Annotated in this window: 10 protein-coding genes and 1 pseudogene; 8 read left to right on the top strand and 3 right to left on the bottom strand. The window is 35.3% G+C overall.

The features are described 5' to 3' along the window. Window positions 1-53: 53 nt before the first annotated feature. Window positions 54-1,745 (bottom strand): ribonucleoside-diphosphate reductase subunit alpha, encoded by a 1,692-nt coding sequence (locus tag G551_RS0107720; RefSeq protein WP_027885026.1) that lies wholly within the window; start codon window positions 1,743-1,745, stop codon window positions 54-56. A 27-nt stretch (window positions 1,746-1,772) separates the two neighbouring features. Continuing rightward, on the bottom strand, window positions 1,773-2,747 hold the full coding sequence (locus tag G551_RS0107715; RefSeq protein ID WP_027885025.1) for a ribonucleotide-diphosphate reductase subunit beta: 975 nt from the start codon (window positions 2,745-2,747) through the stop codon (window positions 1,773-1,775). Window positions 2,748-3,023: 276 nt separating this feature from the next. Between G551_RS0107715 and G551_RS16955 the strand changes: the two are divergent. The 5 genes and pseudogenes from G551_RS16955 to G551_RS0107695 all read left to right on the top strand — a co-directional run. After that, window positions 3,024-3,659 (top strand): annotated as a pseudogene (locus G551_RS16955) (tetratricopeptide repeat protein); the annotation flags it as partial. A 192-nt stretch (window positions 3,660-3,851) separates the two neighbouring features. After that, a complete protein-coding gene (locus G551_RS0107710; RefSeq protein ID WP_027885024.1) occupies window positions 3,852-4,634 on the top strand; it encodes a helix-turn-helix transcriptional regulator in 783 nt (260 codons plus the stop codon). 178 nt (window positions 4,635-4,812) lie between these two features. Further along, on the top strand, window positions 4,813-7,647 hold the full coding sequence (locus tag G551_RS0107705) for a TonB-dependent receptor (RefSeq protein ID WP_027885023.1): 2,835 nt from the start codon (window positions 4,813-4,815) through the stop codon (window positions 7,645-7,647). A 73-nt stretch (window positions 7,648-7,720) separates the two neighbouring features. Then, window positions 7,721-8,731 carry a phytase gene (locus tag G551_RS0107700; protein WP_036243509.1) on the top strand — a complete coding sequence of 337 codons (1,011 nt, stop codon included), beginning with the start codon at window positions 7,721-7,723 and terminating at the stop codon, window positions 8,729-8,731. Beyond that, window positions 8,700-9,683, top strand: coding sequence for a metallophosphoesterase (locus G551_RS0107695; RefSeq protein ID WP_027885021.1), 984 nt, complete (start codon window positions 8,700-8,702; stop codon window positions 9,681-9,683). The genes G551_RS0107700 and G551_RS0107695 overlap by 32 nt, the downstream gene beginning before the upstream one ends. Window positions 9,684-9,759: 76 nt before the next feature. Here G551_RS0107695 and ahcY read toward each other — a convergent pair whose 3' ends face one another. Next, on the bottom strand, window positions 9,760-11,076 hold the full coding sequence (ahcY, locus tag G551_RS0107690) for an adenosylhomocysteinase (RefSeq protein WP_027885020.1): 1,317 nt from the start codon (window positions 11,074-11,076) through the stop codon (window positions 9,760-9,762). A gap of 63 nt (window positions 11,077-11,139) precedes the next feature. On the opposite strand from ahcY, the gene G551_RS0107685 reads away from it, so the two are divergent. Genes G551_RS0107685 through pnuC form a run of 3 tightly spaced genes read left to right on the top strand, consistent with a single transcriptional unit; the run spans window position 11,140 to window position 13,185 of the window. After that, on the top strand, window positions 11,140-11,775 hold the full coding sequence (locus tag G551_RS0107685) for a 4'-phosphopantetheinyl transferase family protein (protein WP_027885019.1): 636 nt from the start codon (window positions 11,140-11,142) through the stop codon (window positions 11,773-11,775). Further along, window positions 11,775-12,512 (top strand): phosphoglycerol geranylgeranyltransferase, encoded by a 738-nt coding sequence (locus G551_RS0107680; RefSeq protein WP_027885018.1) that lies wholly within the window; start codon window positions 11,775-11,777, stop codon window positions 12,510-12,512. Before G551_RS0107685 ends, G551_RS0107680 begins: the two co-directional genes overlap by 1 nt. Before the next feature lie 37 nt (window positions 12,513-12,549). After that, entirely contained in the window at window positions 12,550-13,185 is a 636-nt protein-coding gene (gene pnuC / locus G551_RS0107675) for a nicotinamide riboside transporter PnuC (RefSeq protein ID WP_027885017.1), read from the top strand. Window positions 13,186-13,445 lie beyond the last annotated feature (260 nt).

Here is a 13,445-nt window from a genome sequence, read left to right as displayed (position 1 = left end):
AACAGGCTGCCCAATAGGGCAGCCTGTTTTATAAGGTAATTAAAGTAGGTTGGTTACGATTCGCAACTACTACAGTTTACAAGGTTGTTCACCATTTCTTTAGAAACACTTTGGCTTCTTTGGTAGTAAAGTGTTTTTACGCCTAATTTCCAAGCTTCAATAAGAAGTTTATTTACTTCTTTAATTGGCACAGCAGAAGGAATGTTGATATTTAAACTCTGAGATTGATCAACATATTTTTGACGAATAGAAGCCTGCTGAATAATTTCTAACTGACTTAATTCTTTAAAGGTTTTAAATACTGCTTTTTCGTGATCGGTAAGTTCTGCTAGTTTTTGAACGCTACCATTGTCAAGCATAATATTTCTCCACGTATCTTCATTATCGATGCCTTTTTGCTCAAGTAATTTTTTCAGGTATTTGTTCTTTCTAATAAAGTTTCCTTTAGAAAGTCCTGCTTTGTAATAATTACTGCTGAAAGGTTCGATGCCTGGTGAAGTTTGTCCTAAAATAGCAGAAGAAGAAGTGGTTGGCGCAATTGCTAACGTGGTGGTGTTTCTTCTTCCGTAGCCTTTTAAAACTTCTGGTTCACCATAAATTCTTGCTAACTCTTCTGTTGCTTTATCTGCTTTTGCACGAATGTGTTTGAAAATCTCGGTTGTTTTTGCTTTTGCTTCCATTCCTTCAAACGGAATGTTGTTTTTCTGTAAGTAAGAATGCCATCCTAAAACACCTAAACCTAAAGCTCTGTGACGTTTAGCAAAACGATTTGCAGAAGATAAATAATAGTTTCCTTCTGTTTTCTGAATGAATTCTTCTAAAACAGCGTCTAAGAAGAAAGTTGCTAATTTAACCGCTTCAGTATCTTTCCACTCATCATATAATTCAAGATTCATAGAAGATAAACAGCAGATAAACGATTCAGACTCAGAAGAAGGAAGCATAATTTCAGAACATAAGTTACTGGCATTAATTTGCATTCCTAGATCTTTGTAAACCTGTGGTTTATTTCTGTTTACATTATCGGTAAAGAAGATGTATGGTAAACCTTTTTGTTGTCTGCTTTCTAATACTTTTGCCCAAACTTTTCTTTTATCAGGATCGCCATCGATCATTTCTTGCATCCAGTAATCAGAAACACAAACTCCATTAAATAAATTCTGAATTGGATTACCAATGTTCTTAATTTTTAAAAACTCCTCAATATCCGGGTGATCGATATCTAAATAGGTGGCGAAAGCACCACGACGCACACCACCTTGAGAAATCGTGTCCATTGCGGTATCAAAAAGTTTCATAAAACTTACTGCACCACTACTTTTACCATTGTCGGTTACAGCGCTACCACGCGCACGTAAACCACCAAAGTAACCCGATGTACCACCACCAATTTTGGTTTGCATAATTACCTCACCAAGCTTATGGGTAATCCCTTCAATATTATCGGGAATATGCACATTAAAACAAGAAATAGGTAAACCTCTCTCGGTTCCCATATTTGCCCAGATTGGTGAGCTTAAACTCATCCAACCGCGCTCGATCATTTCTTGAAACGATTCTTTTAATTCTGGTTTGTATAATCTTTTGGCTGCTGCCGTGGTAATTCTGTCGATCGCACCTTCTACCGTTTCACCTTTTAAAAGGTAACCGCGGTTAAGAATTTGCTCGCTTTCATCATTTTTCCACCAAAGTTTTTCTCTTAGTGAATCGTTCTCTTTTGTTAGTGGTAATTCGCTTGTGAACATATGAGTGAGTGTGTTAGTTTTTAAATTTTAGAATAAATCGTCTGCCGTGATACTTTTATCGTGCTTGGTATAATCTACCGGTCTTTTTGCGAAGAAATCGTCTAAACTGTTCGCAAATACTTCTTCTTCGAACCAACGCATTGGCGCGTATTGTTCTGGAGTAATGTGGTAAATTTTATCCATTCCTATTTTTTCCATACTTTCATCGATACGGAATTTCATAAAATTCAACAGATCGTTTTTCTTTACGTTTTCTAATTCGCCGTTTTCAAAAATCCAATCTAAAATGTTGCTTTCTACATCTAACGAATGCTTCACCGTTTCTTTAATGTTGGTAAGCGTTTCATCGTCAAAAAAGTCTGGATATTCTTCTTTTATTTTATTAATAATGTAAATACCGCCATTTGCGTGAATTTGTTCGTCTACAGACGTCCAAGCGATAATGTTACTTACATTTTTCATTAAACCTTTAAAGCGTGTAAACGATAAGATGATCGCAAACTGACTAAAAAGCGATACGTTTTCAATTAAAATAGAAAACATAATTAACGAGACTACATACTTTTTCTCGTCTTGTGAGTTGGCATCTTTTAGAGCTTTAGAAAGATATTCTACACGTTCGTTAATTACAGGTACTTCTAGCAAATTCTTAAACTCATCATTATAACCTAAAACCTCTAAAAGACGAGAATAAGCTTCAGAATGTCTAAATTCACATTCTGCAAAGGTGCTACCTAAACCATTAAACTCCGGTTTAGGGAAGTGATCGTAAATTTTTCCCCAGAAAGATTTTACGGCAACTTCAATTTGTGCAATTGCCAATAAGCTGTTTTTAATAGCGGTTCTTTCTGCTAAATCTAAGTGAGAATGAAAATCTTGCGTGTCTGCAGTAAAATCTATCTCGCTATGTACCCAGTAAGCTTTATTTATAGCTTCAGTGTATGTTAATACTTCTGGATATTCAAACGGTTTGTAGTTAACTCTTTTGTCAAAAATGCCCATGATTGTATATAGATTTTAGATTATTGCTTTGCTAAAAACGATAACGTTTTTGTTCTCAGACTTATGTGAAAAATCAGTTCGATAAAAACGGGTTTACTAAATTAAAAGATGATTGTATTCTTTTTTCTTAAAAGCTAAAAAAGATTTGAAGAGGTTATTAACAATCTGTTAAGTTGTTGTTTTTTAGGTTTTTGTGAGGTTGTTTAAATTTTGGTAATCTTAGGTTAATACTGCTCTAACCTAGAATTAATAATACCTCTGTAAGTTTACCAAGTTATACAATTACCCCTCAAAATTTTTGATGATGAAGTTACTTTACTCCTTTTTTTTTGTTTTTTTCTCAGTGTAAATCTTCTTGCACAAGAGCCGGAAAGTTTAAAAGCGAATTCTCAATTCCAGGATTCGTTATTCAACAAATTTAAAGAGGAGCTCGACCTGGCTAAAAAAAATAAAAGTGAAACAGAAATCACTAAAAAACACCTTCAGTTAGGAGATTTTTTTAAAGATGCTGAAGTTTATACAGAAGCGATCGATCAATATACTTCCGGATTAAAAATAGCCGAACAACATCGTCAAGATTCCATTCAAATTATTTTAAAGAATAGAATCGGGCATATTTATTTATCGCTGAAAAATTATGATAAAGCTGAATTATTTTTAGTTGAAAGTATTGAAAGTGCTCAAAAACATCAATTTTTAAAAGCAGAAGCTATTGCTGAAGAAATTTTAGGCACCTGTTTCGAAAAAGAAAGTAATTATCTAAAAGCGCTAGAACACCAAGAGCGAAGTTTAGCTTTATTTACAAAACTGCAAGATGAAGAAGGCATTGCAGTAGTTAACGATAATATAGGGAGTATTTACGAAGATCTTAATCAATTAGAAAAAGCGCACGAGTACTTTCTAAAATCGTATGAATATTTAAAAAGCGTTAACAGCGAGCTGCAAATTAATGTACTTAATAATATAGGAGACGTTTACCGGAAGACGAAACGCTATCAAGAAACTTTAGGTTATACAAACGAAGCGCTGAAATTAGCAGAAGCATTTGAAAATAAACATCAAATAGAAAGCGCTCATAAAGATTTAGCCAAAACCTATGTGCTGTTGCAAGATTTCGAAACTGCTTACCAACATCTTTTTGAATATAATCAATTGCAAGAGGAAGAATTTTATACGCAAAACTTCCGGCAGTTAAATGTCTTGCAAACGATCTATGAAACTGAACAGAAAGAGGCGCAAATAGAATTACTAACCGAACAAAATTCGATTAACGAAGCCAATCAAGATCTCATGTTATTTGGTGGCGGAGCCATTTTATTTGTATCGGGAATTTCCTTTTTGTTTATGAATCGTAAACGAAAAGAGAAAACCAAACTGCAAGCTTACGAACAACGCGTTTTACAGGCAGAATTAGAGAAAAAGGCGATCGAAGAGAAAAAGCTTCAGGACGAAATACAATTAAAAACTGCTTCCCTTTCAAAATATAGTTTAAACATAGCTCAGAAAAATAAGCTGCTTTCAGATCTTTCTTCCACCTTAAAGAAAATGAGTTCTCGTTCTAAAATGGATACGCAAAGTAAGATTAAAGAATTGGCAAAAGAATTAGATTTTGCTTTGCAGCAAGAAGATGAGTGGGATGAGTTTATGCACTTTTTTGAAGATGTGCATCCGCAATTTTTTAAAGACCTGGCAAAATCGGCCACTTCAAAATTATCTTCAGCAGAATTACGTTTGGCGATGTTACTTCGGTTAAATCTTTCTTCTAAAGAAATTGCTTCGATTTTACGAGTTACTCCAGATAGTGTTCGAGTTGCGAGATATCGTTTACGAAAAAAATTACCTATAAATTCCAAACAAGAATTGGTACATTTTTTAATGAATTTGTAAAAAAAATTGCTTGTCTTGATTAATTGTTAGTGTAATGTAAATAAATCTTAATTGTTGCCTTAAAGTAGCCTTAAAATTTTGGCTTTGTTCATTGTTTGTTGCTGCTGTAAATTAGCCTTAACCTCCTGTTAAATATAGATTTGCAGTGTTTTTAATTGCAAACCAAACCAAACCATTTATGAACTTAAAAATTACACTTGTAACATTATTTGTTGCTTTCAATTTCAGCTTTTTATTCGCTCAGGAGGGTGTAGTAAGAGGTACAATTACAGATGAAAACGGTATTTACGTTCCGGGAGCTTCTGTGATGATCGAAGAACTTAAAAAAGGTACAGTAACTAACTTTGATGGTGAGTTTACTTTACTAGATATTCCTGAAGGAATTTACGAATTATCTGTAAAATATTTGGGATACCAAACCATCACAGAAGAAGTAGAAATTGCAGCTAACGAAACCACTTCGGTTAAATTAGTTTTAAACTCGGCAGAAACTACTTTAGGCACCGTGCAAATTATAGGGAACGGTTTAAGCGCACAAGCGAAAGCCCTGAACTCTCAAAAAAATAAAACCAACATAACCAATATCGTTTCTACCGAGCAAATCGGGAAGTTTCCCGATGCAAATATTGGTGATGCAGCTAAGCGTATTCCCGGGATTACGATGCAGGTCGATCAAGGGGAAGCGAGAAATATTATTGTTCGTGGTTTAGCGCCACAACTTAACTCAGTCACGTTAAACGGAAGTCGTATTCCTTCAGCAGAAGGTGATAACCGTAACGTACAGATGGATTTAATTCCGTCAGATATGATTCAAACCATCGAAGTGAGCAAAGCGGTAACGCCAGATATGGATGCCGATGCACTTGGGGGATCGGTAAATTTAGTAACGCGTTCTGCACCGGAGAGTTTTAGACTTTCGGCAACCGTAGGTTCTGGGATGAACTTTATTACCAATAAACGAATCTTAAACGGTTCATTTTTATTAGGTGATCGTACCAAAGACGGGAAATTCGGTTATATGGTTTCTGCCTCGATCAATGATAATGATTTTGGATCAGACAACGTTGAAGCAGAATGGAGCGACGAATTTGAGTATAATAACGGAGACGAAGACAATTTAGAAGAAGTTGCAGTAAACCCGTATGCTGAAACTTTTGAAATAAGAAAATATTTGGTGCAACGTGTAAGACGTAGCTTTTCTGCAAATTTTGATTACCGTTTTAACGAGAATAACTCGATCTACTTTAAATCGATGTACAACTGGAGAGACGATCGTGAAAACAGATTTGCTTACTCTTCAGAAATCTTAGACGGTGAAGATATTAACACAGGAGATTTTGATATTGAAAACGGAAACTTAACACGTTTTCCTGCAGAAGTGGTTAGAGAAACAAAAGGCGGGGTTCCCGGAGGAAGAACTCAAAACAGAAGATTAGAAGACCAGCGCATGCAAAACTATACTTTAGGTGGTGATCATATCTTCGGAAATGTAAAATTTGATTGGATGGGATCTTATGCAAAAGCATCTGAAGAGAGACCGCAGGAGCGTTATGCAGTTTACGCTTCAGAATATCAAATTAACAACCACGTTTCTAATCCGGAAGAACCCTTGCATACCGCAGTAGAAAATCCATCTCTTAGTGATTTTGAATTAGATGAATTAACAGAAGAAAACCAATACACCGAAGAAGAAGATATTAATGTATTTGCAAACGCAGAGTTAGCTTCAGACTTTTTTGGTAATGGAGACGGGACCGTTAAGTTTGGTCTTCGCGGAAGATTCAAAAACAAAAACAGAGATAACAATTTCTTTGAATACAGTCCGTTATCAGACGCTTACAATACTTTAGCAGACGTTCCTACAAGAACTTATGCCGGAGACGATTTCTTAGCAGGAAGCCAGTATATGCCGGGAGTTTTTGCTTCCACAAGTTTCTTAGGAAATTTAGACTTAAACAACAGCGATTTATTCGAAAGAGAAGCGGTTCAAGATGAATATTTAAGTGAAAACTTCGAAGTAAAAGAAAATGTTTACGCAGCCTACGCAATGGCTAACCAAAAACTTTCAAGTAAATTAAGTGTACTTGCCGGTGTTCGTGTAGAATCTACGCAAATAGAAAGTACAGGTAACGAAGTAATTTATAATGAAGATGGTGATTTTGACGGCTCGATGGAAGTGAACGACGAAAGTAACTATACCAATATTTTACCAAGTGTACACTTTAAATACGATCTAAACGATAAAACCGTATTACGTTTCGCGTGGACAAACACTTTATCTCGTCCTAACTATTTAGATTTAGTGCCTTATCAAGCAATTAATAATGAAGATGAAGAAATTGCTGTGGGTAATACCGAGTTAGATCCAACTACTTCGATGAACTTCGATTTTATGGCAGAATACTATTTTAGTTCTGTAGGTTTACTTTCTGGAGGTGTTTTCTATAAAGACTTAGATAGCTTTATTTATACGTATGTTGTAGAAGATGATGCTACCGGTTACGATGTATTTCAGCCTTTAAATGGTGACGATGCTAGTATTTATGGTGCAGAGATCTCTTTTCAGCGTCAATTAGATTTCTTACCTGGTTTCGCTAAAAACTTCGGTATCTATACCAACTATACCTATTTACACTCTACCGCAAATGGTATTCGAAATGAAGACGGAGATTTACGTGGTGAATTAGATTTGCCGGGTTCTTCTCCAAATATGTTCAACGCTTCTCTTTCTTATTCAGACAAGAAATTTAGCGCAAGACTTTCGGGGAACTTTTCTGATGCTTATTTAGATGAATTAGGCGGAAATGCTTTTGAAGATCGTTACTACGATGAGCAATTCTTTCTAGATTTCAATGTGAATTTCTCGATCAATAAAAACTTAAGCCTTTACGGAAGCTTAAATAATATTACCAACCAACCTTTACGTTACTACCAAGGCGTAAGCAGCAGAACGATGCAGATGGAATTTTATGAAAGAAGATTAACTGTAGGTCTTAAGTACGATTTATACTAAACCTAAAAACATAAAAATGGCTAGTGCTAAATAATTATTTGGCACAAGCTTAAAAACACCCTAATTATATATTATGAAAAAATTAGTAATAGCCTTAGCTAGCATTGCATTGGTTTCTTGTGGGCCAGAGTTACCACAAATGAAGCCAGATCTCATCACAGAATCTACACTGCATGATACCGACGATCCTGCAATTTGGGTAAACAAAGAAAATACGCAAGAAAGTATTGTTTTTGGTACCGATAAAGATACGGAAGGAGCAATTTATGCTTTCGATTTAGAAGGTAAAGTGATCGAAAAGAAAACACTTCGCGGGTTAAAGCGTCCCAACAACGTAGATGTAGAATATAATGTAAAAATTAATGATTCTGTAACGACCGATGTTTTAATGTTTACTGAAAGAGAACGCGAGCAGATTCGTTTATTTTCTTTACCCGATATGAAACCTTTAGACCAAGGTGGTTTTAAAGTTTTTCAAGAAAAACGTGAGAATGAATGGAATCTTCCTATGGGAATTTCAATTTTCAAATCTCCTAAAAATGATAAAACCTATGCTGTTGTTGGTAGAAAAAACGGACCAAAAACCAACTATTTACATCAGTTTGAATTAGTGCCTGCCGGCGATCATATCGAATTTAAATTGGTAAGAGAATTCGGGAATTTTAGCGGTGAAAAAGAAATTGAAGCCATCGCTATCGATGAAGAGTTAGGTTACATTTATTATGCAGATGAAAAAATTTGCGTAAGAAAATACAAAGCAGAACCCGATGCCGGCAACGAAGAGCTTTCTTGTTTTGGAGCAGAAACTTTTAATAGAGATATTGAAGGTATTGCTATCGCTACGTACGAGAATGGTGAAGGTTATATCATCGTTTCAGATCAACAAGAACATACCTTTAATTTTTTCGATAGAAAAACCAATGAATTTCTATTCACAAAAAATTTAGGAACTACAGAAACCGACGGTTGCGAAGTATTTACCGGTTATTTAAATGAACAATTTCCTAACGGACTTTTTGTAGCGATGAATGATAATAAAAATTTCTATTTCTATGACTTATCAAAGATTGTTGAAACTAAGTAGTTTAGTTTTTGTGTGCTTGTTGTTAAGCACATTTGGTGTTAACGCACAAAAAAAATACTACAACCAAAACGAGAATGAAAATTTAAAAGACCTTCAGGTTGAAGAAGACGCTTATCACTTTTATGTGATCGGCGATTGGGGAAGAAACGGTCATTTTAAACAAACCGAAGTTGCCGATATTATGCAACAAGCAGGTTTTATTTTAGAACCGGAATTCATCATCTCGGTAGGTGATAATTTTTACCCCGATGGGATCGCTTCAGTAAACGACCCGTTTATTCAAAGTAGTTTTGAAGAGGTTTATTATGGTTCAAATTTATTTTGCCCTTGGTACGTGATTTTAGGAAATCACGGTTATCGCGGTAACGTTCAAGCGCAGATAGATTACACAAATGTTAGTCAACGTTGGAAAATGCCTTCGCATTATTACGATTTTGAAAAAACTTTAGAAGACGATAAAACCACAGCAAAATTTGTGTTTTTAGATACCAATCCGTTTGAAGATGATTACCATCGTACCGAAAAATATGCGCAAGTAAAAACGCAAGACACTTTAAAGCAGAAGAAGTGGTTAGAAAAAACCTTAAAAAATTCTACTGCCGATTGGAATATTGTAATTGGGCATCATCCCTTGTATACATCGGGTAAACGAGTAGACGATGAACCTTATGTTCGTCATCATTTAGAAGAAATATTTGAAAAATACAAAGTTCCTGCTTACTTTGCAGGCCATGAGCATGACATTCAGCATTTAAAACCTAAAGATGTGTATACACATCATTTTGTTTCTGGTGCAGGATCGGAGGTGAGACCTACAGGAATTTCAGATTTTACGAAGTTCTCGAAGTCGGAGCAAGGCTTTTTAATTGTAAGTTTGTTACCTAGTAAAATGCTTATACAAGTAGTAAATTGGAAAGGAGAAATAACCTATAAATGTGAGATACCCAAATAATAAGTCTCAAACACGTTTTCTTTTTAACGAAAAAGCCCGCTATTGCGGGCTTTTTCAATTTTATGGAAGAATGTTTTTAGTATCTGTAGTATTCAGGTTTAAATGGCCCTTGTACTTCAACACCAATATATTCTGCTTGTTCTTGAGAAAGCTCGGTTAATTCAACACCAATTTTCTCTAAGTGTAAAGCGGCTACTTTTTCATCTAAATGTTTAGGTAACATATATACTTTGTTTTCGTATTGTTCAGAACGATTCCAAAGTTCAATTTGCGCTAAGGTTTGGTTGGTAAATGAGTTACTCATCACAAAACTTGGGTGACCGGTAGCACAACCTAAATTCACTAAACGACCTTCTGCTAATAAGATAATATCCTTACCGTTAATGGTGTATTTATCTACTTGTGGCTTAATTTCAACTTTAGAATCTCCGTAGTTATTGTTTAACCAAGCTACAGCGATCTCGTTATCAAAATGCCCAATGTTACAAACGATGGTTTTATCTTTCATCGCTTCAAAATGCTCACCACGTACGATATCTTTATTTCCAGTTGTAGTAATCACGATATCAGCTTTATCGAGCACGTTTTCTAATTTTTTCACTTCAAAACCGTCCATTGCCGCTTGTAGAGCACAAATTGGGTCGATCTCTGTTACGGTAACAATAGATCCTGCTCCTTTAAAAGATTGTGCGGTTCCTTTACCCACATCACCGTAACCACAAACTACAACGCGTTTTCCGGCTAACATAACATCGGTAGCACGTCTAATAGCATCAACAGCACTTTCGCGACAACCATATTTGTTATCGAATTTAGATTTGGTAACTGAGTCGTTTACGTTAATTGCAGGCATTGGTAAAGTTCCCTTTTTCATACGCTCGTATAAACGGTGAACTCCGGTAGTAGTTTCTTCAGAAAGACCTTTTACATCTTTAGCCAATTCTGGGTATTTATCTAATACCATATTGGTTAAATCACCACCATCATCTAAGATCATATTTAAAGGCTTACGCTCTTCACCAAAGAAAAGTGTTTGCTCGATACACCAGTCAAATTCTTCTTCGGTCATTCCTTTCCAAGCGTAAACCGGGATTCCTGCAGCAGCGATCGCAGCAGCAGCTTGATCTTGTGTAGAGAATATGTTACAAGAACTCCAAGTTACTTCAGCCCCTAAAGAAGTTAAAGTTTCAATAAGCACCGCTGTTTGGATCGTCATATGCAAACATCCTGCAATACGAGCACCTTTCAACGGTTGTTCATCTTTATATTCTTCACGTAACGACATTAAACCGGGCATTTCTGCTTCAGCAAGTTCAATCTCTTTACGTCCCCAATCTGCTAAGGAAATATCTTTTACTTTATAGGCCGTGTAAGGCACTGTTTTCGTACTCATATTCTTATATTTGTTAATTCGCAATTTTTCTGGTGCAAAAATACATAATATCTAATAAATTTTATGGCTCTTTATAAAACTATAACAGTAAATGAACATACTAAAGTCTTCATTTGGAAGATTGAAGAGTCATTTGAGTGGTTGGCAAAAGATGTGAAATTAACTGAACATTGCCAAAACCGAGTGAATAGTATGAAGTCTGAAATTCATCGTAGAGGTTTTATGAGTATTCGACATTTATTGGCAGAAGCCGGTTATACCGATTTCGATTTGTATTACGATGAAGAAGGTAAACCACACTTAAAAGATGGTAATCATATTTCGATCACGCATTCTTTTGAATTTTCAGGAATTATTGTGAGCCAAAAACCTATTGGGATCGATATTGAAAAACAACGCGATAAGATTTTAAAGATCGCACCTAAATTTACGCCTTTAGAAGAGTACCATACCTTGGCTAACGAAGAGGCAATCGTGCGAAAACTTACCATTGTTTGGGGCGCCAAAGAAGGAATCTATAAATTGGTCGGCATTCCCGGCTTATTATTTTTACATCATATTTATGTGGAAGATTTTTCTTTTGAAGATGAAGAATTAAAAGCTCGATTAAATTACCAAGGAGAACAAACCAATTTTACGCTGAAATATTTAGAGTTTGAAGGTTTTACTTGTGTGTACACCTTTTTAGCGGAAGACTAATGAAAAAGAAAAAGGAACTGTTACGCATTTTTCAAACTTCCGATCGGTTGTTGGCGATCCTCATAGATCCCGATAAAGTCGATTTTTCTAAGCTTGAAAATTTGATTCAGCATTTACCTAAGACGACCACGCATTTATTTGTCGGCGGAAGCACGGTAGAAGAAAACCTTACTGAAAAATTAGTTTGCCAACTGAAAGCGAAAACACCCTTACCTATTTTTATTTTTCCGGGTGATTACACGCAGATCACTAATGAAGCCGATGCACTTTTGTTCTTGTCGTTACTTTCAGGTAGAAATCCGGAGTTTTTGATTGAGCAACAGGTGAAATCTGTCGAGAAACTAAAAAATACTTCTTTAGAAATTATTCCGACGGCTTATTTATTAATTGATGGCGGTAGAGAAACTTCTGTGCAACGGGTGAGCCAAACGCTTCCGATGAAGCAAGATAACATTCAAGCGATTGTTAACACCGCTTTAGCCGGAGAATATTCTGGGAAACAACTAATTTACTTAGAAGCAGGAAGTGGCGCTTCAACCAAAGTTTCTACAGTCATTATTTCCGCAGTAAAAAAAGAAGTTTCTATTCCTATTATTGTGGGAGGCGGCATTCGTTCAAAAAAAGAAATTGAAGAAGCTTACCAAGCCGGTGCAACGATGGTTGTGGTGGGAACAGCTTTTGAAGATAATCCTGAATTTTTTACTTCAGCTTCAAAAACGGTGGAGGTTTCTAAATAAAATGAGCATCTTTATTTGCTAATTCAACAAGATCACGATGACAGAAATTTTTGATTGGCTTTTTGCGCAGTACGAAGGTATTCCTACACATTTAGTGGTGTTAGAGATAATTGCGCTTGTGTTTGGAATATTAAGCGTGGTTTTTTCTAAGTTGAATAATATTTGGGTTTACCCTACTGGGATCATAAGTACGCTTTTGTATGTGTATATTCTTGAATACTATGGTTTATTGGGCGATATGCTAATTAATGTGTACTATTTTTCAATGAGTATTTACGGTTGGTATATTTGGACGCGCAAAGTAGACGGAGAACACGTAACGCCGATTACCAGAACAACTAAATTAGAAAAGAAAAAGGCGGCAGGTATTTTTATCGCCACTCTTATTGGTATTGCACTTATTTATGAAATTTTCGATAAATGGGAAGCTTGGTATTCCTACACCGATATTTTAACTACCGCTATTTTCTTTGTCGGAATGTGGTTAATGGCGAAAAAGAAAATTGAAAACTGGACACTCTGGATTATTGGTGATATTATTTCGGTACCGCTTTATTTTTATAAGGGCTTAATGTTTAGCGCTATTCTATATTTAATGTTGACAATTATCGCGATTTACGGCTATTTTTCTTGGAAAAAATTACTCTACAAACCCGTAGAAAATTTAACTTAGCCCAAAATTACTCCCACACGTTTTTAGAGATTACAAGGCTTGGGTGAAATTTGATTATTAATGTTTTTATAAAACTAATTTCACTCTCCTTGAAAATTGTAATTTTAACACCCGATTGTTAAAAATTGTAAAATTTAGACTTTTTAGAATTTTAGTCTAATATTTTATGTTAATTAGCACCCGATTTTATAGAAATAATCGTGCTTTACGATAAAATTTTTTGTATTTTATCATTAAAGTGATATTTCTGAATAAATTTT

It is taken from the genome of Mesonia mobilis DSM 19841, from assembly GCF_000423405.1.
In the GTDB taxonomy this organism is placed as follows: domain Bacteria; phylum Bacteroidota; class Bacteroidia; order Flavobacteriales; family Flavobacteriaceae; genus Mesonia; species Mesonia mobilis.
This window is presented reverse-complemented; position numbering and strand designations above follow the sequence as displayed.

Bases quoted from the DNA above. Each gene is read 5' to 3' on its own strand.
- ahcY (WP_027885020.1), bottom strand. From the start codon at position 11,076: ATGAGTACGAAAACAGTGCCTTACACGGCCTATAAAGTAAAAGATATT.
- pnuC (WP_027885017.1), top strand. From the start codon at position 12,550: ATGACAGAAATTTTTGATTGGCTTTTTGCGCAGTACGAAGGTATTCCT.
- G551_RS0107715 (WP_027885025.1), bottom strand. From the start codon at position 2,747: ATGGGCATTTTTGACAAAAGAGTTAACTACAAACCGTTTGAATATCCA.
- G551_RS0107695 (WP_027885021.1), top strand. From the start codon at position 8,700: ATGACTTATCAAAGATTGTTGAAACTAAGTAGTTTAGTTTTTGTGTGC.
- G551_RS0107705 (WP_027885023.1), top strand. From the start codon at position 4,813: ATGAACTTAAAAATTACACTTGTAACATTATTTGTTGCTTTCAATTTC.
- G551_RS0107720 (WP_027885026.1), bottom strand. From the start codon at position 1,745: ATGTTCACAAGCGAATTACCACTAACAAAAGAGAACGATTCACTAAGA.
- G551_RS0107700 (WP_036243509.1), top strand. From the start codon at position 7,721: ATGAAAAAATTAGTAATAGCCTTAGCTAGCATTGCATTGGTTTCTTGT.
- G551_RS0107680 (WP_027885018.1), top strand. From the start codon at position 11,775: ATGAAAAAGAAAAAGGAACTGTTACGCATTTTTCAAACTTCCGATCGG.
- G551_RS0107685 (WP_027885019.1), top strand. From the start codon at position 11,140: ATGGCTCTTTATAAAACTATAACAGTAAATGAACATACTAAAGTCTTC.